At 64.6% G+C, this 19,097-nt stretch carries 14 protein-coding genes; 9 read left to right on the forward strand and 5 right to left on the reverse strand.

Going from position 1 to position 19,097, the window contains the following annotated elements:
* Positions 1–233: 233 nt before the first annotated feature.
* The gene (locus tag AC1RT2_RS26415) at positions 234–377 is read right to left on the reverse strand and encodes a hypothetical protein (protein ID WP_493106766.1); all 144 of its coding nucleotides are present in this window, start codon (positions 375–377) and stop codon (positions 234–236) included.
* Positions 378–545: 168 nt separating this feature from the next.
* On the opposite strand from AC1RT2_RS26415, the gene AC1RT2_RS26420 reads away from it, so the two are divergent.
* The 3 genes from AC1RT2_RS26420 to AC1RT2_RS26430 all read left to right on the forward strand — a co-directional run bounded on the left by AC1RT2_RS26420 (position 546) and on the right by AC1RT2_RS26430 (position 4,358).
* A complete protein-coding gene (locus AC1RT2_RS26420) occupies positions 546–2,183 on the forward strand; it encodes a phosphoethanolamine transferase (protein ID WP_493106768.1) in 1,638 nt (545 codons plus the stop codon).
* 118 nt (positions 2,184–2,301) lie between these two features.
* A complete protein-coding gene (locus AC1RT2_RS26425) occupies positions 2,302–2,958 on the forward strand; it encodes a response regulator transcription factor (RefSeq protein WP_493106770.1) in 657 nt (218 codons plus the stop codon).
* Positions 2,955–4,358 (forward strand): histidine kinase dimerization/phospho-acceptor domain-containing protein, encoded by a 1,404-nt coding sequence (locus AC1RT2_RS26430; protein WP_493106772.1) that lies wholly within the window; start codon positions 2,955–2,957, stop codon positions 4,356–4,358. Before AC1RT2_RS26425 ends, AC1RT2_RS26430 begins: the two co-directional genes overlap by 4 nt.
* Positions 4,359–4,387: 29 nt before the next feature.
* Here AC1RT2_RS26430 and AC1RT2_RS26435 read toward each other — a convergent pair whose 3' ends face one another.
* A complete protein-coding gene (locus AC1RT2_RS26435; protein ID WP_493106774.1) occupies positions 4,388–4,960 on the reverse strand; it encodes a dual specificity protein phosphatase family protein in 573 nt (190 codons plus the stop codon).
* A gap of 197 nt (positions 4,961–5,157) precedes the next feature.
* On the opposite strand from AC1RT2_RS26435, the gene AC1RT2_RS26440 reads away from it, so the two are divergent.
* Positions 5,158–5,664: an NUDIX hydrolase gene (locus AC1RT2_RS26440; RefSeq protein ID WP_493106776.1), complete on the forward strand. Its 507-nt coding sequence runs from the start codon at positions 5,158–5,160 to the stop codon at positions 5,662–5,664.
* 34 nt (positions 5,665–5,698) lie between these two features.
* Here the strand turns inward: AC1RT2_RS26440 and AC1RT2_RS26445 are convergent, their stop codons facing one another.
* Both AC1RT2_RS26445 and AC1RT2_RS26450 read right to left on the reverse strand, forming a co-directional pair.
* Positions 5,699–7,792, reverse strand: coding sequence for a sensor histidine kinase (locus AC1RT2_RS26445; RefSeq protein ID WP_493106778.1), 2,094 nt, complete (start codon positions 7,790–7,792; stop codon positions 5,699–5,701).
* Positions 7,789–8,529, reverse strand: a complete 741-nt coding sequence (locus AC1RT2_RS26450) for a response regulator (RefSeq protein WP_493106780.1) — start codon at positions 8,527–8,529, stop codon at positions 7,789–7,791. The genes AC1RT2_RS26445 and AC1RT2_RS26450 overlap by 4 nt, the downstream gene beginning before the upstream one ends.
* Positions 8,530–8,750: 221 nt before the next feature.
* Here AC1RT2_RS26450 and AC1RT2_RS26455 point away from each other — a divergent pair, with 221 nt between their 5' ends.
* The 5 genes from AC1RT2_RS26455 to AC1RT2_RS26475 all read left to right on the forward strand — a co-directional run bounded on the left by AC1RT2_RS26455 (position 8,751) and on the right by AC1RT2_RS26475 (position 15,101).
* Positions 8,751–9,773: an ABC transporter substrate-binding protein gene (locus AC1RT2_RS26455; RefSeq protein WP_493106782.1), complete on the forward strand. Its 1,023-nt coding sequence runs from the start codon at positions 8,751–8,753 to the stop codon at positions 9,771–9,773.
* 117 nt (positions 9,774–9,890) lie between these two features.
* On the forward strand, positions 9,891–10,916 hold the full coding sequence (locus AC1RT2_RS26460; RefSeq protein ID WP_493106784.1) for an ABC transporter substrate-binding protein: 1,026 nt from the start codon (positions 9,891–9,893) through the stop codon (positions 10,914–10,916).
* 74 nt (positions 10,917–10,990) lie between these two features.
* The gene (locus AC1RT2_RS26465) at positions 10,991–13,213 is read left to right on the forward strand and encodes an ABC transporter permease (protein WP_493106786.1); all 2,223 of its coding nucleotides are present in this window, start codon (positions 10,991–10,993) and stop codon (positions 13,211–13,213) included.
* Positions 13,210–14,274: an ABC transporter ATP-binding protein gene (locus tag AC1RT2_RS26470; RefSeq protein ID WP_493106788.1), complete on the forward strand. Its 1,065-nt coding sequence runs from the start codon at positions 13,210–13,212 to the stop codon at positions 14,272–14,274. The genes AC1RT2_RS26465 and AC1RT2_RS26470 overlap by 4 nt, the downstream gene beginning before the upstream one ends.
* A gap of 26 nt (positions 14,275–14,300) precedes the next feature.
* Positions 14,301–15,101 carry an inositol monophosphatase family protein gene (locus AC1RT2_RS26475; protein ID WP_493106790.1) on the forward strand — a complete coding sequence of 267 codons (801 nt, stop codon included), beginning with the start codon at positions 14,301–14,303 and terminating at the stop codon, positions 15,099–15,101.
* 51 nt (positions 15,102–15,152) lie between these two features.
* On the opposite strand, the gene putA is transcribed toward AC1RT2_RS26475, so the two are convergent.
* A complete protein-coding gene (gene putA, locus AC1RT2_RS26480) occupies positions 15,153–18,851 on the reverse strand; it encodes a trifunctional transcriptional regulator/proline dehydrogenase/L-glutamate gamma-semialdehyde dehydrogenase (protein ID WP_493106792.1) in 3,699 nt (1,232 codons plus the stop codon).
* Between the last annotated feature and the right edge of the window lie 246 nt (positions 18,852–19,097).

Here is a 19,097-nt window from a genome sequence, read left to right on the forward strand (position 1 = left end):
AAGCACTGCACATATCTGACCCAAATAGGAACTGACTTTAGGTATCACCGTAATTCAAAGCGTGAATGCGGGGAGGGGTTTTGCGCCGCCATCACCGGCGCCCGCGGAGCACAGAGCAGGCGTTGCAGCCTCTATTTTGATCCGGTGAAAAACGCTTTCTCCCGACACGAGGCCCCTGCTGCGCGCGGAAGCCGCGAGAATCATCAAGACCCTGGGAGATGCCGTTTTGGCTTCTAGCCCGCGCGCAGCATCAGGACCTGCCGCAGGCTGTCACCATGCGGTCGCGAGAGCAGCACCTGGGCGAGCGGTATCACGAAAACCAGGGCGACCAAGGCTGTGACGAACAGCATTCCCGGGTGCAGCAGTCTCGATTTCACGGATCACCTCATACTCGACTGGCCGACTTATCGGCCTTGAACCTGACACCGCGCTGAACGCCGGCATCGGGACACGTTCAGCCGGCTGTCAGCTTGCCTCGGCAGGGAAGGGACAGGGGAGCGATGCGCTGGCGCGCTTTCGCCCGACGGAACGTGAAAGGATATCCGATGCGCGAAAAAACCGGTCGTACCGGCCTGTGGCGGCCAGAGTTCGGCAGCATCACTGTTAGCATGCTGACGGCGCTTTACCTGCTGGCCGTGACGAACGGCAGCTTCTGGTCGAAGGGCTGGCTCTATCTGGATGGCAGGCTGACGACCTTCGCGTCCATCGCCATCGGCATCGCCTCTCTCTACATCGCGCTCTGCGTTGCCGTTTCACTGAAATATGTGATGAAGCCGCTCTTCATCCTGTTGATCCTGGCCAGTGCGGCGGCCGCCTGGTTCATGGATCGCTACGGCGTGATCATCGATACCGAGATGATCCGCAACGCCGCCGAGACGAATAGCGCGGAGGCCGGCCACATGATCACGCCCGGCTTCCTGCTTCACATGCTGGTCTATGGCGCGCTGCCCTCGGCGCTCCTTCTCTGGGTCAAGATCCGTCACCACCCTTTCCTCTGGAAGGTGCGCGCCAATCTCACCGTCATCGTGCCGATGATCGTCATTGCGCTCGTCGCTGGGTTTTCGCACGCCCGCGTCTACGCGGCGACCGTGCGCAACCATCGTGACTGGTTCCAGATGCTGAACCCCGTCGTGCCACTGGCGAACACCGTGAAATTTGCCGCCGGCCAGTCGTCGGAGCGCAATGTGGTGGCCGCGCCGCTGGGTGCCGATGCCCGTGTGGGGGATGCGCCGCTGGGCGAGCGCAAGCCGCGGCTGATGATCGTCGTTGCCGGCGAAACGGCGCGGGCCGCGAATTTTTCGCTCGGCGGTTACGGGCGGGAGACCAATCCGGAGCTGAAGACGAAGGACATCCGCTATTTCCGCGACACGACGAGTTGCGGCACGGCGACGGCCGTCTCGCTGCCCTGCATGTTCTCCGTCTATCCGCGCACCGAATATACCCACCGCAAGGGCCTGGAGACCGAGAACCTGCTTGACGTGCTCTCCCATGCCGGCGTGGACGTGGAATGGTGGGACAACAACACCGGCAGCAAGAAGATTGCCGCGCGCGTCAAGGAGCGTTCGGTCATCGAGGGTGGCAACCCGCAATATTGCAAGGCCGGCGAATGCCAGGACCAGGCGCTGCTCGACAATCTCGACGCCTGGATCGGCTCGGTCAAAAAGGACACCGTGCTCGTGCTGCACCAGATCGGCAGTCACGGGCCGGCCTATTCGGAACGCTATCCCGACGCCTTCCGCCGTTTCACGCCGGACTGCCGGAGTGCGGAATTCTCCGAGTGCACGCTGGAGGAAATCGTCAACGCCTACGACAATACGATCGTTTACACCGACCATATTCTCGCCAGCGTGATCGATCGGCTCGCGGCGCAACAGGACCGTCTCGACGTGTCGATGCTCTACATGTCCGACCATGGCGAATCGCTCGGGGAATTCGGCCTCTATCTGCACGGTGCACCCTATATGATCGCCCCCGACGTGCAGACCCATGTGCCGTTCGTGCTGTGGCTCGGCAAGGACGCCAAGGCGGCCTATTCCGGCGCCTGCCTCGATGCGGAAACGAGCAAACCGCAATCGCATGACAATCTGTTCCACACGGTGCTCGGCATGATGCTGGTGGAGACCAAGGTGCGCGATCCGGCGCTGGATCTCGTGTCCAGCTGCCGGCTTGGTGCGTCGTCCTGAATGGGAGGGGCGATGGCAACCGGTGCCGCCCCGTGTATTCTCATGACTCGGAAAGCGGTGGAGCGATGGCCTTAAAGGTGGCTGCAGCGTCGCCGATGCAATGCGGAGAGCCCGGCGCTTGAGAATTCTGCTGATCGAGGATGATGCCGTTCTGGGCGAGGCGGTGCGGGACTATGTGGCCGGGCTTGGCCATGCGGTCGACTGGATGCAGACGCTGGATGACGGCCGGGCGGCGACCGGAACGGTTGATTACCACCTGATCCTGCTCGACCTGCGCCTGCCGGACGGCAGCGGCCTGACCTTGCTGAAGGACCTGCGCCGTGTGGGTGCCGCCACGCCGATCATCATCCTGACGGCCCATGACCAGATTTCCGACCGGATCGAGGGGCTCAACAGCGGGGCCGACGACTACCTCGTCAAGCCGTTCAATCTCGGTGAACTCGGTGCCCGCATGCTCGCCGTCGCCAGGCGTTATGCTGGCGCGTCGCTTCCCGTGCTGGAGGCCGGGCCGCTGACGATCCAGCTCGCCGATCGTCGTGTAGTCCGGGACGGCACGCCGGTCGATCTGTCCAGCCGCGAATGGGCGGTGCTGGCGCGGCTTGCCTCGCGGCCGGACGCCATCGTCTCCAAGGGAGAGATCGAGGAGGCGCTTTACGCCTTCGGCTCGGAGATCGAGAGCAACACGGTCGAGGTCTATGTCAGCCGGCTGCGCAAGAAGCTCGGCAAGGATTGCGTCGAGACGTTGCGCGGCATCGGCTACAGGTTGGGACGATGACAGATCAACATCTGGAGACGGAGAAAACCGTGCACCGTCCGTCGTTGCGCCAGGGGGCCTTCACGCCGAAAAGCCTTGCCGGCCAGCTCATGCTGTGGATCACCGTGATCATCACCGCTCTCTGGCTCGTTGCCGTGGGTTTTGGCGCCCTCGTCATGCGCGACGAGTTCGGCGAAATTTTCGACGGCTCTCTTCAGGAAACGGCGGAGCGTCTCGTGCCCCTCGCGGTCGATGACCTACGCCACCAAGAGGATCTCGGCACGCGGGAACGCAGCGATTCGTTTCGCGCGGAACCCGGCGAAGGAAACCTTACCTATCAGGTGCGCGACAAAACGGGTCGTGTGCTCCTGCATTCCCATGCGGCGGCCGGCGAGCCGTTCGATGCGCCGCTGAAGGTCGGTTTTTTCGAGGGTGAGGACGGTCGTGTCTATACGGCGTCGACGGGCGACGGGACGATTTTCGTGCAGGTGACCTATTCCGCACAGGAGCGGCACGAGGCCGTCGTCGAAGGCTCGCTGGCACTTCTGCTGCCGGTCCTGCTCATTGTTCCGGTCACGGTTCTTGCTGTCTGGTTTGTCGTGCGCCGCGTGCTGCGGCCGGTCGAAACGCTGCGTGCGGCGATCGGCGAGAAGGACGGCGGCAATCTTGCGGCCATCGAGGAGGTCAGCCTACCGCAGGAGTTGCGGCCGATCCTGCGGTCGGTCAACCTGCTTTTGGCGCGCCTGCGCGACGTGCTGGCCGCTGAGCGGGAATTCACCTCGAACAGCGCGCATGAGCTGCGCACGCCGATTGCCGGTGCGCTGGCGCAGACGCAGCTTCTTCTCTCGGAGCTCAAGGATTCGCCCACGGGTGCGCGTGCCCGGCAGATCGAGGCTTCACTGCAGAAACTCACCAAGCTGACCGAGAAGTTGCTTCAACTCGCCCGCGCCGAAGCTGGCATTGGCGTAGCGGAAACCACCTTCGACGTCGCGGATGTCGTCAACGTCGTCGTCACCGACTTTCAGCGCGCGTCCGGGGACGGTGACCGTATCCGTTTCACGCGTGATCCCGCCGGATCGCGAACATGCGAAGGTGCCGCGGACGCCTTTGCCATCGTGCTGCGCAACCTCATCGAAAACGCGCTTCTGCACGGGCGGCCCGACGAGCCCGTCGACATCCACCTCACCGCGGCCGGCAATGTGCGCATCCGCAATGGCGCGACCCGCATGTCCGATGCCGAGCTTGTCGCCGTGCGCAAACGATTTTCGCGCGGCAGGACGCTCGCGTCAGGCTCGGGACTCGGCCTTTCCATCGCAGACAGGCTGCTTGCGCAGATGCGGGCGAGCCTCATCCTGACCTCGCCCATTCCCGGGCAGGCGGACGGATTTCAGGCCGAGATCGTGTTTTCCGCCTTGCGCTGAGGCGGCAATGCTTCGACAGAGGAGCGGTCTTACGAAGGTTCCTGAGCACGACCGAAAGCCTTCTCTAATCGCTCCCAGCTTTCATCCATGGCATAGGCCGGCGAGACGAATGGAATGCCGATATGCCCGAAGCGAAGGGAAAGCTGCCATTCGGCTGTCTCCTTGTCGACATTCGCGACCTGGTTGAGATAGATGGCCGAGGCGAGGCCGGTGCGATCGGAGCCGGAACGGCAGTGAATGAGCAGCGGTTTCGGCGCATCCCGAAGAAGGGTCGCCAGTTGGCGCGCCTCATCGACGCTGAGCTCCCGGTTCGCCGACATATCGAAGTCGATAAGGGTCAAGCCGAGTGCTCGCGCCGTGGTGGATTCTTCCTGATACCAGGCGGCATTCGGCTTGCTGCCGCGCAGGTTGACGATCGTTCTGATGCCGTAGTTTGCGACATAGCCGGCAATCTGGGCGGCGGTGGGCTGGTTGGAGCGATAAAGCTCGCCAGCCAGAACCGTCGCAAAATTCCCGGTGAGCTGGATTGCGACGAGATAGACTGCGAGAACAAGGCCGATCAGGCTGGAGAAAACACCGGACCATTTTAACAACGTGTGCATGGAGCGTTACCCAATTTCTATGGGACGCTCTTTGACGGCGTGTCCTGACAGGGCGCTGAACGAACGGTAGGAGGCGCGAGCCTCACTCTCTCCGGCTTGGGGGATCGGAGCAAATACAGGCTCGTCGTTCCGTTTTGAACTACAGGAAGTTTGCTCTAAATGGTCCCGACCGGACACAGCCTGCGGAAAGAAGAATCTTGAAAGCCACGCGGAAGGCAAAGGGGCGAACACGCAAGCCCAAGACCTTGTTGCAGCAACTTGCTGCAGCGCCGGAAAAGCTGTTTTCAGGCGCCTTCCGCCAGCAATATGCGGCCCTTTGTTTCCGTTACCTGCCCGATGGCAGCGGCATTCAAATCCTCGTGGTCACTTCGCGCGACAGCGGCCGCTGGATCATCCCCAAGGGCTGGCCGATGAAAGACAAGAAACCGCACCAGGCCGCAGCGATCGAGGCCTTTCAGGAGGCTGGTGTGCGCGGAAAGGTCAAGAAGACATCGGTCGGACACTACACCTATCTGAAGGTGCTGGACGACGGCGATGTCGCGCCCTGTATCGTGGACATCTACCAGATCGAGGTGACGGAGGTTGCCGAGAGGTTCAAGGAGAAGGCCGAGCGGACGCTTGCCTGGGTGAGCCCGGACGAGGCAGCGCGGCGCGTTCGCGAAATCGAACTCAAATCCCTGCTCGTCGAATTCGTGCCGCGTTGACGGTCGCGACCTTCGGAGGCTTCGGCCTGCGCCGTCAAACCGGAAACCCCAATTCTATCGTCGTTCCCTTTCCCGGCGTGGAGATGATCCGTGCATCGCCGCCGCTTTGGCGCATGAAGCCGTAGACGACGGCGAGGCCGAGGCCCGCACCGCCCTCGTCATTTCGCGTCGTGAAATATGGTTCGAACGCCCTGTCGACGGCCTCGGGTGACATGCCGATGCCGTTGTCGGTGACGGATACCGTGACGCCGGCATCGTTCCCGGCGCAACGAACAAGAATTGTCCCGCCAGCGGGCATGGCCGCCGCCGCATTGAGGCAGAGATTGAGGATCGATTGTTCGAAGAGTGCCGCGTCGATGAGGACGGTGGGCAGCGTCTCGGCGATCTCGAAGGCAAGCCGGCATTTTTCGCCGATGGCGATTTCCAGCACGTCCGCCATGCCGCGCAGCAGCGCGCCGATCTCCACCGCGCCCGGGTGGATCGGCTGCTGGCTGCCGATCGAGAGCATGCTGCCGGCAAGCGATCGGCCCCGGTCGGCCGCCTTGCGGATGCGGGCGAGGTGGCGTTTCTGTCGGTCGTTGAAGCCGGTTTCGCGCTCCAGCAGGCCGAGGCTGCCGGTGATGATGCCGATCATGTTGCCGACTTCGTGGCTAACCTGGTGGGTCATGCGCATGATACCGTCGAGGCGCTGGATTTTCGCGGCCTCCGCCTCCTGCCGGTCCATGTCGGTAACATCGCGCGCCAGAAGCACGATGCCGCCATCCGGCTGGCGTGACAGCGACACTTCCGTCACCCGGCCCGCTTCGGAGCGATGGCGCAGCACCGACCGGTCGTCGAGCAGGCCGGCATCGCTTTCGGCGGGCAGGAGGGCGGGGTCGATTTCCGGTAGGGGGGTCACGAATTTCCGCAGCGGCAGTTTCCGCGCCGAACCCGACCAGCCGACCAGCTCGATGACGCGCCGGTTCATAGTGATCGGCCGGCCGCGTGGATCGAACAGCGCAATGCCTTCGTTCATGCTGCGGAAAGTCGAGCGGATGGTGCGGGCAGCGGCCTCCGCCGTGCGCCGCAGCCGCGTCACGCGTTCGACGCTCTCCCGGAAGGCGCGGAACGCTTCGAGCAGGCGCACCAGTTCCGTTTCCGTGCCCCTGTAGCTCGGCGTCTCGACATCCTTGCGCCCTTCCGCCAGCGCGTTCATGCCGGTGGAGAGCGCCACGATGCCGCGCGAGACCCGCATGACGGAGCGGATGGAGAAGATCGCCATGACCAGCACAAGCAGCGCGGCGAAGGCGACGATGACGAGCAGGCGGCTCAGCGCATCGGAGGTCGAGACGAGGTCTTCGTTGAGGCCACGGGCGACGGCTTCGCTCTGCGTTTCGGTGGCGTGCGAAAGGTCGCGGGACACGGAATGCAGGCGTCCCACGGCGGCGCGGATGGAAAACATTTCGAGCAGGTAGCGCGTCTGTGCCTCGAAGACGCGCTCATAGGGCACGAGTTCGCCCGAGGAAATCCGCACGTCCGGCGCGGCCCGCTCGAGGCGGGGCGTGGTTTCCGCGACGTAGCGGCGGCGCAGCTCGCCGAGCTGGAAGAGGCTGTCGGAATTCGAGGCCGATTGCACGATGCCATTGAGCCGGCGGCGGAAATCGGCGTCGGCTATGCCGCTGCCCGTGGCGATCTCGCCGAGTGCCGCGGCCGCCTCCGCCTTGTGCTGCTGGGCAGCTTCCGCGTCACCGGCGAGCGTCGTCGTCTGCGTTCGGATCGTCTCCAGCAATTCGACGATATGGCCACCGGAAAAACCCTTCACGGTCGTCTCCTTGTTTTCCGGCTGCATGGTGCGCAGCAGCGCGTCCACCTGCGCGACAACGGCGCGGCTTTCGCTGGAGACCCGGTAGGGCGAGGTCGCGTTCATCAGGAAGGGTGCGCTGGATACGAGGTCGGAGACCTGGCGCGAGACGAGCGAGGCCTTGGCGAGACTGGAAAACGCCTGCAGCCCGTAAGCCGCCATTTCCTCCCGTGCACGCTGCAGGCCGTAGACCGCGATGGTCGCCAAGCTGAAGACGAGCACGCAGATGAAGGCGATCGCGAAGGGCAGCCTGAAGGCGATGGACGAGAGGAAAGGGCGGCTGATCACGGTGAAGGCTCACCTTCGTCCGTGCTCAGCATATAGCCCTTGCCCCGGCGCGTCTGGATGTGGCGCGGCAGATCCGGATTGCGCTCGATCTTGCGGCGAAGGCGCAGCACGAGCACATCGACATTGCGATCGATGTAGCGCTCGCTTTCCGCGCCGAGCCGGTCGAGGATGTGCGCGCGGCTGACGGGCATGTTCGGCGTTTCGGCAAGGATTTCCAGCAGGGCGAACTCGGCGCTGGTGAGAGACTTGGTTGGATCACTCAGGCAGATGGCTCGGCGTTTTTTAAGATCGACCGACCAGTCGCCGAGTTTCAGCGCCGCCGGTTCGTGCTCACGCTCGGTTTCACGCTCGGGCTTCAGCGACGGGATCGTCCGGCGCAATACGGCCTTGATGCGCGCCGTGAGTTCGATCGGCTCGAAGGGTTTGACGACATAGTCGTCCGCCGCCGTCTCCAGCCCCAGCACCCGGTCCGCGGCACTGCCCGCCGCCGTGACCATGACGATGCCGATATTGGTTTGCGCGCGCAGGCGCTGGGCGAAGGTGCGGCCCGAGGTGCCGGGCAGGTTATGGTCGACGAGCACCAAATGCACAGTTTCGCGCGCAAGCACGACCGTCGCCTCTTCCGCCGAGGGGGCGGTCAGGGGTATCCAGCCTTCCGCCTCCACCAGGTCGGAGATGAGCTCCGCCATATCCGGATCGTCCTCGACGATCAGAATCCGTATCCTCTCATTCAACACATGCACGTCCTCCCGCACGCATCATAGTAGGCGCGGTCACAATCTTCAAAGCGGCCTCGCGTTATGCGACGTGTCACATTTGTAATCTTTGTCATTTTTGCCATGCCAATGGTGTTCCAGGCTGTAAGAACGGTAACCATTCAGCGGGTTGCGGCGCGCGGCAAATATGACATCCTGACTGCGGAGATTGGGACGTTCATCGTTCCAAAGGGAGGAACATCGTGAGAGGCATCACCGCATTCGGCGCGGGCGTGGCTTTGTGGCTGTGCACCGCCACGGCCGGCATGACCGCGCCGGCGCTCACCGTGCTGTGCGGTGTCGACGAGGCGTGGTGCGCCGCGATGAAGACGGCCTATGAGGCCAAGTCCGGTCTCGACATCGCGATGACCCGCAAGAGCACCGGCGACATCCTCAACCAGATCCGCGCGGAAAAGGCGGCCCCGACCGTCGACGTCTGGTGGGGCGGCACGGGTGACACCCATTTGCAGGGCGGATCCGAAGACTTGCTGGAACCCTACCAGCCGGCGCATGAGCGCGACATGCTGCCCTGGGCGCAGAATTTCTTCGCGATGTCCGGCGGCCGTTCGGCGGGCATCTATGCCGGAGCGCTCGGCTTTGCCTACAATGCCAATCTGCTTCGGGACCTGAAGCTGCCGGCGCCGACCTGCTGGAAGGACCTGACGGACATCGCCTATCGCGGCCGCATCCAGAGCGGCAATCCGAATTCTTCCGGCACCGCGTTTACGACGCTCGCGACCCTTGTTCAGCTTTTCGGCGAGGATGAGGCCTTCCGGTTCCTCGCAGCGCTCAACCGCAATATCGACCAGTACACGACGGCCGGTTCCGCGCCGGTGAAGGCTGCGGCGCGCGGTGAAACGCTGATCGGCATTTCCTTCATGCATGACGCCGTCACGCAGAAGCAGGCGGGCTCGCCGCTCGTCATCGTCGCGCCCTGCGAGGGCACCGGCTACGAGATCGGCGCCGTCAGCATCGTCAAGGGCGCCCGGCATCCGGAAGAGGCGAAGCGCTTCGTCGATTTCGCGCTCAGCCCGGAAGGGCAGGGCACCGGGGCAGCGTCCGGCCAGAACCAGGTGCCGTCCAACGCGAAATCAGCCCTGCCGCTTGCGGCGCCGGATATCTCGCTGATCAAGATGGTAGACTATGACTTCGCCACCTTCGGCTCGCCGGAAGAGCGAAGTCGTCTGCTCGAACGGTTCGATGCGGTGATATCCGCGACGAACTGACCGCCAACGCCAACCGAATTCCGAAATCGTGAACGCGCCGCTCGCAAGCAGGCCGATGGCCTTGCTGTGGCTTGTCCGCGCCAAAAATCCAAAACCAGGCAACAGGAGGATGCCCCCATGACCAAGACCCTTTCCCTTATGCTTTTCGCCGGTACGGCGCTTGCAGCGCTGCCGGCGCAGGCGGCCGGTGATCTCAACCTCATCTGCTCGGCCGATGTCGTCATCTGCGAGCAGATGAAGGGTGATTTCGAGAAGGCCCACAGCGACATCAAGGTCAACATGGTGCGCCTGTCGTCCGGCGAGACCTATGCCAAGGTGCGCGCGGAAGCCCGCAACCCGAAGACGGACATCTGGTGGGCCGGCACGGGCGACCCGCATCTTCAGGCCGCATCGGAAAACCTGACGCTGGAATACAAGTCGCCGAAGCTCGACGAACTCAACGACTGGGCGAAGAAGCAGGCCGAAAGCTCCGGTTACAAGACCGTTGGCGTCTATGCTGGCGCGCTCGGCTGGGGCTACAACACGGAAATCTTCAAGTCGAAGGGCTTTAAGGAGCCGGTCTGCTGGGCCGACCTGCTGGCGCCGGAACTGAAGGGCGAAATCCAGATCGCCAACCCGAACTCGTCCGGCACCGCCTACACGGCGCTTGCCTCCCTCGTGCAGATCATGGGCGAGGACCAGGCTTTCGACTACCTGAAGAAGCTCAACGACAACATCTCGCAATACACCAAGTCCGGCTCGGCACCGGTCAAGGCGGCAGCGCGCGGCGAGACGGCGCTCGGCATCGTCTTCGTGCACGATGCGGTGGCGCAGACGGCGGAAGGTTTCCCGGTCAAGTCGATCACGCCCTGCGAGGGCACCGGCTACGAGATCGGCTCCATGTCGATCGTCAAGGGTGCGCGCAACCTCGACAATGCGAAGATCTGGTACGACTGGGCGCTGACCCCGGAAGTCCAGTCGCGCATGAAGGATGCGAAGTCTTTCCAGCTTCCCTCCAACAAGAGCGCTGAAATCCCGAAGGAAGCGCCGCGCTTCGAGAACATCAAGCTGATCGACTACGACTTCAAGACCTATGGCGACCCGGCAAAGCGCAAGGCGCTGCTGGAGCGTTGGGACCATGAAGTCGGCGCCGTCGCCAACTGATGATGTCCTGAGTGGCGGCGCCCGTCTCCCCCGGGCGCCGCCTTTCCACAAACAGTAAAACAGCGAGGTCGGCCATGACGCATGGCAATCGCAGGCTGGACATGGTCCTGATCCTGGGCGCGGTCGCTTTGACCCTTCTGCCCTGGTACCGGATCGAGGGCGGCTTCTACGGGTTCGGCTGGCTTGCCGGTTTCCCCCTTTCTTCCGAGGCGGCGCCCAACCTGGTGCAGGTCGCCATGTACGGCCGGTTGTGGCTTGCCGTCGCCGTGCTGCTCCTCCTCATCGCCGGTGCGGCCCGCGGCATGGCGGACCCGATGCGCCGCGGCGCCGTGCTGGCCTGGGTGGGGGCGCTCGGCGTCCTGTTCCTCGCGCTGCAGGGCCTTGCCATCAGCTTCACCGGCTGGACATGGACGATCGGCGAAACCCTGTTCGGCCCGCTTTCCGATGGCCAGCCGTCGATGGGCGCCGGCGCCGTTCTGTCGGCCGTTTGTTTCGTCTTGCTCTTTGCCTTCGGTCTAGCCGAGCGCGGCGTGATGAAGGGGGATGCCTTCGTCGTCAGTTCGATTTCGCTGCTCGTCTTCTTGGTCGTCGTCTTCGTCTTCTATCCGATCGGTAGCATGTTCATCGGCGCGGTGCAGGATTTCGACGGGTCGTTCAACCCGGACAACTTCATCCGCAACATGCAGGATCCCGGCATCTGGAGCCTCGGTTGCCTCACCGGCGGCGCACGCTGCGGCGTGGCGTGGCGCACGCTCTGGCTCGCCATCATGACCGGCCTCGGTTCGACACTGCTCGGCCTTGCCTTCGCGCTCGTCGCCACGCGTACGCGCTTTCCCTATAAGAAGGGCCTGCGCCTGCTCACCATCCTGCCGATCATCACGCCGCCCTTCGTCATCGGTCTTGCGCTGACCCTTCTCTTCGGCCGCGCCGGCGTCATCACGCAGGGCCTTTCCGACCTCTTCGGCATCGAACCCGGCCGCTGGCTTTATGGTCTCACCGGCATCTGGATCGCACAGGTGCTGTCTTTCACGCCGATCTCCTTCCTCGTGCTGATCGGCGTCGTCGAGGGCGTCAGCCCGTCGATGGAGGAGGCCTCGCAGACCCTGCGCGCCGACCGCTGGCGCACCTTCTGGCGCGTCTCGCTGCCGCTGATGAAACCCGGTCTCGCCAACGCCTTCCTCATCGGCTTCATCGAGAGCATGGCCGATTTCGGCAACCCGCTGGTGCTCGGCGGCAGCCATGGCGTGCTGTCGACGGAAATCTTCTTCGCCGTCGTCGGCTCGCAGAACGATCCCTCGCGCGCCGCTGTGCTTGCCACCGTGCTCCTGTGCTTCACGCTCTCCGCCTTCCTTGCCCAGCGCTTCTGGCTCTCCGGCAAGAATTTTGCCACCGTGACCGGCAAAGGCGACAGTGGCGCGCACATTGCGCTTCCGCGCGGCGTCTCGATCGGCGTGCATGCCCTCGTCATTCCGTGGGGCCTCTTCACGCTCGTCATTTACGGCATGATCCTCGTCGGCGGCTTCGTAAAAACCTGGGGGCTCGATAATTCGCTGACCCTCGACCATTACGCAAAAGCCTTCTCGATCAGCTTCGACAACGGGATTGCCTGGACGGGCGTCGCCTGGAACTCGTTCTGGACGACGATGGAGATCGCACTGATCTCCGCGCCGCTGACGGCCGCCGTCGGCCTGCTGACGGCCTACATCATCGTGCGCCAGAAGTTTGCCGGCAAGAATGTCTTCGAATTCGCGCTGATGATGAGCTTTGCCATTCCCGGCACGGTCATCGGCGTCAGCTACATCATGGCCTTCAACCTGCCGCCGCTCGAAATGACCGGCTCGGCGCTGATCCTGATTGCCTGCTTCGTTTTCCGCAACATGCCGGTCGGCGTGCGCGGCGGCATCGCGGCGATGAGCCAGCTGGACAAGAGCCTGGACGAGGCCTCGCTGACGCTGCGCGCCAACAGTTTCCGCACGATCCGCAAGGTCATCCTGCCGTTGCTGCGCCCGGCCATCACCGCGGCCCTCGTCTATTCCTTCGTGCGGGCCATCACCTCCATCAGCGCGGTCATCTTCCTCGTCAGCGCCGAATACAACATGGCGACCTCCTACATCGTCGGCCTCGTCGAGAATGGCGAATACGGCGTGGCGATCGCCTATTCCTCCATGCTGATCGTCGTGATGATCACCGTCATCACCGGCTTCCAGCTTCTCGTGGGCGAACGGCGGCTCCGGCGCGAAAACCGCGTCGCCGGTGTCACCCCGTCCGCCACTCTTCGTCAGGAGAAAACCGCATGATCACCCCGAAAGCCGGTTCCGTCGTCTTCCAGAACGTGAAGAAAACGTTTGGCGCCTTCACCGCCATTGCAGACCTGTCGCTGACCATCGAGCCGGGCACGCTCGTCACCCTGCTCGGCCCCTCGGGCTGCGGCAAGACGACGACGCTGCGCATGCTGGCAGGCCTCGAACATCCGACGGCAGGAAAAATCCTGATCGGTGGCAAGGACGTCACCATGCTGCCGGCCAACGAGCGCGACGTCTCGATGGTGTTCCAGTCCTACGCGCTCTTCCCGCATATGAGTTCGCTTGAGAATGTCGCCTACGGCCTCGAATCCTCCGGCCTGTCTCGAAAGGAAGCGCGGGAGAAGGCGGAGGAAGGGCTGGCTCTGGTCGGCCTTGCCGGCATGGGGCAGCGCCTGCCTGCCGAACTGTCCGGGGGCCAGCAGCAGCGCGTCGCCGTGGCCCGCGCGCTGGTGCTGGAACCGCAGGTCCTGCTGCTCGATGAGCCGCTCTCTAACCTCGACGCGCGCCTGCGTCGCCGGGTGCGCACGGAAATCCGTGAACTCCAGCAACGTCTCGGCTTCACCGCCGTCTATGTGACGCATGACCAGGACGAGGCGCTTGCCGTCTCCGATCGCATCATCATCATGAAGGATGGCGAGATCGCCCAGTCGGGCGCCCCGCGCGAGCTTTACGAGCAGCCGGTCTCCTCCTTCATCGCCGATTTCATGGGCGAGGCGAATGTCATCCCGTGCGAGGTGGTCGGCATCGAGGGCGGCGAGGCCGAGATCCGCATCGGCGGGTTCCAGCATCGGGTGCCGGCGGGCAGGGCCAAGCCGGGTGCGGCGAGCCTTGCCGTGCGCCCCGGTGCCGTCTCGTTGTCCGAAGGGCGCGGGGAGGGGCTTGCCGGCCGCATCCTGCATTCGGCCTATCTGGGCGACCATGTCGAATACGAGGTGGAAACGGAGGTCGGCACGCTGTTCATCGTCGACGATGCCGTCGACCGCATCCTGCCGGCCGCATCCGATGCCACCTTGGGCTTCCGCAGCCGCGGCATCGCGCTCATCAACAGCCAATGACCATGACCACCGCAAGGACCATCAGCATGACGTCACCTGAAAGTGCCCTCGACACCCGCTTCGCCCTCGCCAAAGCCCTTGCCCAGGAAGCGGGCGCCATGGCGCTCGATTATTTCAACCGGCGCGACACGCTGGTGATCGAAACCAAGCGCGACATGCAGGATGTCGTCTCGATCGCCGACCGCAACGTCGAAAAACTGATCCGCGAACGGGTTGCGGCCCATCTGCCGGAGGACGGTTTCCTCGGCGAGGAATTCGGCCTCACCACGGGCAGTTCGGGTTATACATGGGTCGTCGATCCGATCGATGGCACTGCGCCCTTCGTCAGCGGCATGCCGAACTGGTGCGTCTCCATTGCGGTGCTGCATGAGGGCGTACCCGTCGTCGGTGTCATCGGCGCGCCCTGCCACAACGAACTCTACGCTGCTGCCATCGGCAAGGGTGCCAAGCTCAACGGCAGGGTGCTGACGCTCGACCCGTCCCGCACGATCCGGAATGCCCTGACCGGCATCGGCGCCAACAGCTATGTCGCGCCGGAATTCGTGGCGGGCATGGTGAGCCAGTTGCTCCAGGCAGGTGGCAATTTCGTGCGCAACGGCTCAGGCGCGCTGATGCTCGCCTATGTCGCTGCCGGCCGGCTTGTTGGCTACTACGAGCCCTACATGCACGCCTGGGATTGCCTGGCCGGCTACTGCCTCGTGAAGGAGGCCGGCGGCTGGCATCATCCGTTCCCGACGGAGGGCGAACTTCTGACCAAGGGCGCGCCGGTCGTCGCAGGCGGGCCGGGCGCCCGCGCCGATCTCGAAAAACTCGCAGGGATCGCCTGAGAGGCAGAGATTGGTGCAGGCAACCGGTTCGGGTGCCTGCACCGGTTGAAATCAGCCGATCGACATCAGGCTGGCATTGCCGCCGGCGGCGGCGGTGTTGATGGAGGTCGAGACCTCTTCCAGCAGCCAGTTGAGGCAGTAGGCTTCCGGGTCGCTTGCCAGTTCCTCGGTGGTTGCCGCCTGGGTCAGCACCAGCGGGCCGGGCAGGGCTGCGATGCGGCGATTGGCGGCGAGCACGGTCTCGGCATTGCCCTCGACCAGTGCTCCGGCGAACGGGCCGGCCTTTTCCCAGTCGGCGGTCCACGAGAGGCGGGCGGCGACCGATGTGGGCAGGTCCGCCAGCGTGGACTTCAGGGATGCGACCTCGTTGATGGCGATCTCGTTGCCGGTTGCAAGCGCGGCAGCGACCTGACGCAGCAGGCCGGTTTCGCTCTCCGGCACCAGGAGGATGCGGCCGCGCGGGTGCAGGGCGTAGAGGTTGCGCTCGCCGACGGGGCCGGCAAGTTCGCGCAGCAGGCCGAGTGCCGAGCGGTTTGCGAAGCCGCGCGCGGTCTCGCCTTCCGCCGTCCTGCCCTTGCGGTCGAGCCAGGTGATGAAGTCGCGCAGCGCCGGATCGGTGTGGACCGAATCCTGCTGCGGCGGTACCGGTGCCTTCTGCACGAGACGGCCGATATAGAGTGGGCCGCCGGCCTTGGGGCCGGTGCCGGACAGGCCGCGTCCGCCGAACGGCTGGACGCCGACGACCGCACCGATGATGTTGCGATTGACATAGAGGTTGCCGGCCTTGATGCGGCTGGTGACATGCGCGATCGTCTCGTCGAGGCGCGTGTGCAGGCCGAAGGTCAGGCCGTAGCCCGAGGCGTTGATGTCGTCGATCAGCTTGTCGAGATCCGCGCGACGAAAGCGGATGACGTGCAGCACGGGGCCGAAGACCTCGCGCTGGAGATCGGAGAGTTTTTTGATCTCGATGATGGTCGGCGCGACATAGGTGCCGTGTTCGGCAATCGCCGGCAGAGGAAGCTGCTCGACCTTGTTGCCGAGGCCGCGCATGCGTTCGATGTGGCTCGCGATGCCGTCGCGGGCTTCGGCAGTGATGACCGGCCCGATATCGACATTCAGGCTGTCCGTGCGGCCGAGCGTCAACTGCTGCAGGGCGCCCTTCAGCATGGTGAGCGTGCGGTCGGCGACGTCGTCCTGCAGGCAGAGCACGCGGAGCGCCGAGCAGCGCTGGCCGGCGCTGTCGAACGCCGACGCGATGACGTCTGCGACCACCTGTTCGGCGAGTGCCGAGGAATCGACGATCATACCGTTCTGGCCGCCGGTTTCCGCGATCAGCGGGATCGGCTTGCCGCCGGCCGACAGCCGTTCGGCGAGCTGTGCCTGGATGAGGCGGGCGACTTCGGTCGAGCCGGTGAACATCACGCCGGCCGTCTTCGCAGCGCCGACGAGTGCTGCACCGAGGCGGCCATCGCCGGGCACGAACTGCAGCGCGCCGACCGGCACGCCGGCCTCATGCAGGATTTTTACGCTCTCATGGGCGATGATCGGCGTTTCTTCGGCGGGTTTTGCCAGCACCGGGTTGCCGGCAACGAGGGCGGCTGCGACCTGGCCGGTGAAGATGGCGAGCGGGAAGTTCCACGGGCTGATGCAGACGATCGGGCCGAGTGGCAGGTGGGATGGGCCGAGTGTGCGGCGGGCCTGTTCGGCGTAGTAGCGCAGGAAATCGACGGCCTCGCGGACCTCGCCGATGGCATTGGCCGCCGACTTGCCGGCTTCGCGCATGATGATGCCCATCAATGGCTCGATGCGGCCTTCCATGATGTCCGCTGCGCGGTCGAGGCAGGCGGCACGATCGGCCGGCGAAACGGTGGACCAGGCGGCGACATGATCGGCCGCCGCGGCAACGATGGCCTCGGCATCCTCGACCTTGGCCTGCGTGATGCGGCCGACCACGTCGCGATGGTCCGCCGGGTTCAGCACGTCGAGCGTTTCGCCGCCGGCCTTGCCGACTGCGAGAAGGGGCGCTGCGTGCCATTGCTTGGCGGCGGTGCCGGCAAGTTCGGCGGACAGGCCGTGAAGCGTCTCTTCGTTGGAAAGGTCGAGGCCCTTCGAATTCTCGCGGGACTTGCCGAACAGGGCGTTCGGCAGCGCGATCTGGTCGTGCGGCGCACCGACCACCGGCATGGCGGCGACGATGTCGACCGGGTCGGCGATCAGCGATTCGACGGAGACCTTCGGGTCCGAGATGCGGTTGACGAAGGAGGAGTTGGCGCCGTTTTCCAGGAGGCGGCGGACCAGATAGGCGAGCAGCGTTTCATGCGTGCCGACCGGCGCGTAGATGCGGCACGGGCGATCGAGCTTGTCCTTGCCGACGACCTCGTCATAGAGCGGCTCGCCCATGCCGTGCAGGCACTGGAACTCGTACTTGCCGACCGCAAAATCCGGGCCGGCGAGCTGGTAGATCGTGGCGAGGCTCTGCGCGTTGTGGGTCGCGAACTGCGGGAAGACCGCATCCGGTGCTGCCAACAGCTTGCGGGCGCACGCGACATAGGCGACGTCGGTGTGGATCTTTCGCGTGTAGACCGGGAAGTCCGCAAGGCCGTCGAGCTGCGCGCGCTTGATCTCGGCGTCCCAATAGGCGCCCTTGACGAGGCGCACCATGACGCGCCGGCCGGAGCGGCGGGCGAGGTCGATGATGAAATCGAGCACGAAGGGGCAGCGCTTGCCATAGGCCTGAACGACGAAACCGAGGCCGTTCCAGCCCTGAAGGTCGGCATCGAAGCAGAGGCCTTCGAGCAGATCGAGGGAGAGCTCCAGCCGGTCGGCCTCTTCCGCGTCGATGTTGAGGCCGATGTCGTATTTCTTGGCGAGCGCTGCGAGCGCCTTCACCTTGGGAAGCAGTTCGTCCATGACGCGCGCGGCCTGCGAGCGGCTGTAGCGCGGGTGGAGCGCCGAAAGCTTGATGGAGATGCCGGGGCCGTCATAGATGCCACGGCCGGCCGAGGCGGTGCCGATGGCGTGGATCGCCTTCTCGTAGTCGCGGTAGTAGCGCTCGGCATCGGCGCCTGTCGTCGCTGCTTCCCCAAGCATGTCATAGGAATAGCGGAAGCCGCGGGCTTCCAGCGGCTTGGCGCGCTTCAGCGCTTCCTCGATCGTCTCGCCGGTGACGAACTGCTCGCCCATCATGCGCATCGCCATGTCGACGCCGCGGCGGATCACCGGCTCGCCGGCGCGCGCGATCAGGCGCGTCAGGGCGGCAGACAGGCCGCGGTCGTTGACGGTGGAGGTGAGCTTGCCGGTGACGACGAGGCCCCAGGTGGCCGCGTTGACGAACAGCGACTTGCCGCCGCCGATATGGGAGGTCCAGTCCCCCTCGGAAATCTTGTCGCGGATCAGGGCGTCACGGGTGTCGGTGTCCGGAATGCGCAGCAGCGCTTCGGCAAGGCACATCAGCGCCACGCCTTCCTGGCTCGACAGCGAATATTCCTGCACCAGCCCCTCGACGCCCGTGCCCTTGTGCTTGGCGCGTAGCGCCTCGATGAGCGTGCGGGCGGTGGCGCGGATGTCGTAGCGCTGCGTTTCGGTGACGCGCGCTGCGGCCACCAGCGGCGGCAGGCATTCGGTCTCGGGACGGCGATAGGCGGCCGTGATCGCCCGGCGCAGGTCGCTCTGCGGTCGTACTGGAGGGGCGAAATGCGCGAAGGGGATGAGGGTTTCGTCGGTGGCGGGAAGCGAGGCTGGGTTCTGCATGGAAGGACCTATGAGAAGCGGTTCAGTGGCTTGCGGGGGTATCGGATAGGGTCAGCGAACGAAGGCGGTGGCCGGCTCGCCCCGGTCGTCCGGGACGTCATGAAACTGCGACGCGTGGCGGACCTGAAGGCTGGTTCCGCGCGGACGGACCGCTCTGGTTTGATGCTGCAGGCCGCGACGGGAGCCGGAATGGCGAGCGGCTTGTAGTGGCTGATGAGGTCCGGCGGCATGCTATCATCGAAGCTG

Source organism: Shinella sp. GW821-FHT11G07 (assembly GCF_058808115.1).

What these genes read in the sequence shown, in the direction of transcription:
- AC1RT2_RS26420 (WP_493106768.1), top strand. Translation starts at nt 546, where the DNA reads ATGCGCGAAAAAACCGGTCGTACCGGCCTGTGGCGGCCAGAGTTCGGC.
- AC1RT2_RS26430 (WP_493106772.1), top strand. Translation starts at nt 2,955, where the DNA reads ATGACAGATCAACATCTGGAGACGGAGAAAACCGTGCACCGTCCGTCG.
- AC1RT2_RS26435 (WP_493106774.1), bottom strand. Translation starts at nt 4,960, where the DNA reads ATGCACACGTTGTTAAAATGGTCCGGTGTTTTCTCCAGCCTGATCGGC.
- AC1RT2_RS26460 (WP_493106784.1), top strand. Translation starts at nt 9,891, where the DNA reads ATGACCAAGACCCTTTCCCTTATGCTTTTCGCCGGTACGGCGCTTGCA.
- AC1RT2_RS26465 (WP_493106786.1), top strand. Translation starts at nt 10,991, where the DNA reads ATGACGCATGGCAATCGCAGGCTGGACATGGTCCTGATCCTGGGCGCG.
- AC1RT2_RS26470 (WP_493106788.1), top strand. Translation starts at nt 13,210, where the DNA reads ATGATCACCCCGAAAGCCGGTTCCGTCGTCTTCCAGAACGTGAAGAAA.
- AC1RT2_RS26475 (WP_493106790.1), top strand. Translation starts at nt 14,301, where the DNA reads ATGACGTCACCTGAAAGTGCCCTCGACACCCGCTTCGCCCTCGCCAAA.
- putA (WP_493106792.1), bottom strand. Translation starts at nt 18,851, where the DNA reads ATGCAGAACCCAGCCTCGCTTCCCGCCACCGACGAAACCCTCATCCCC.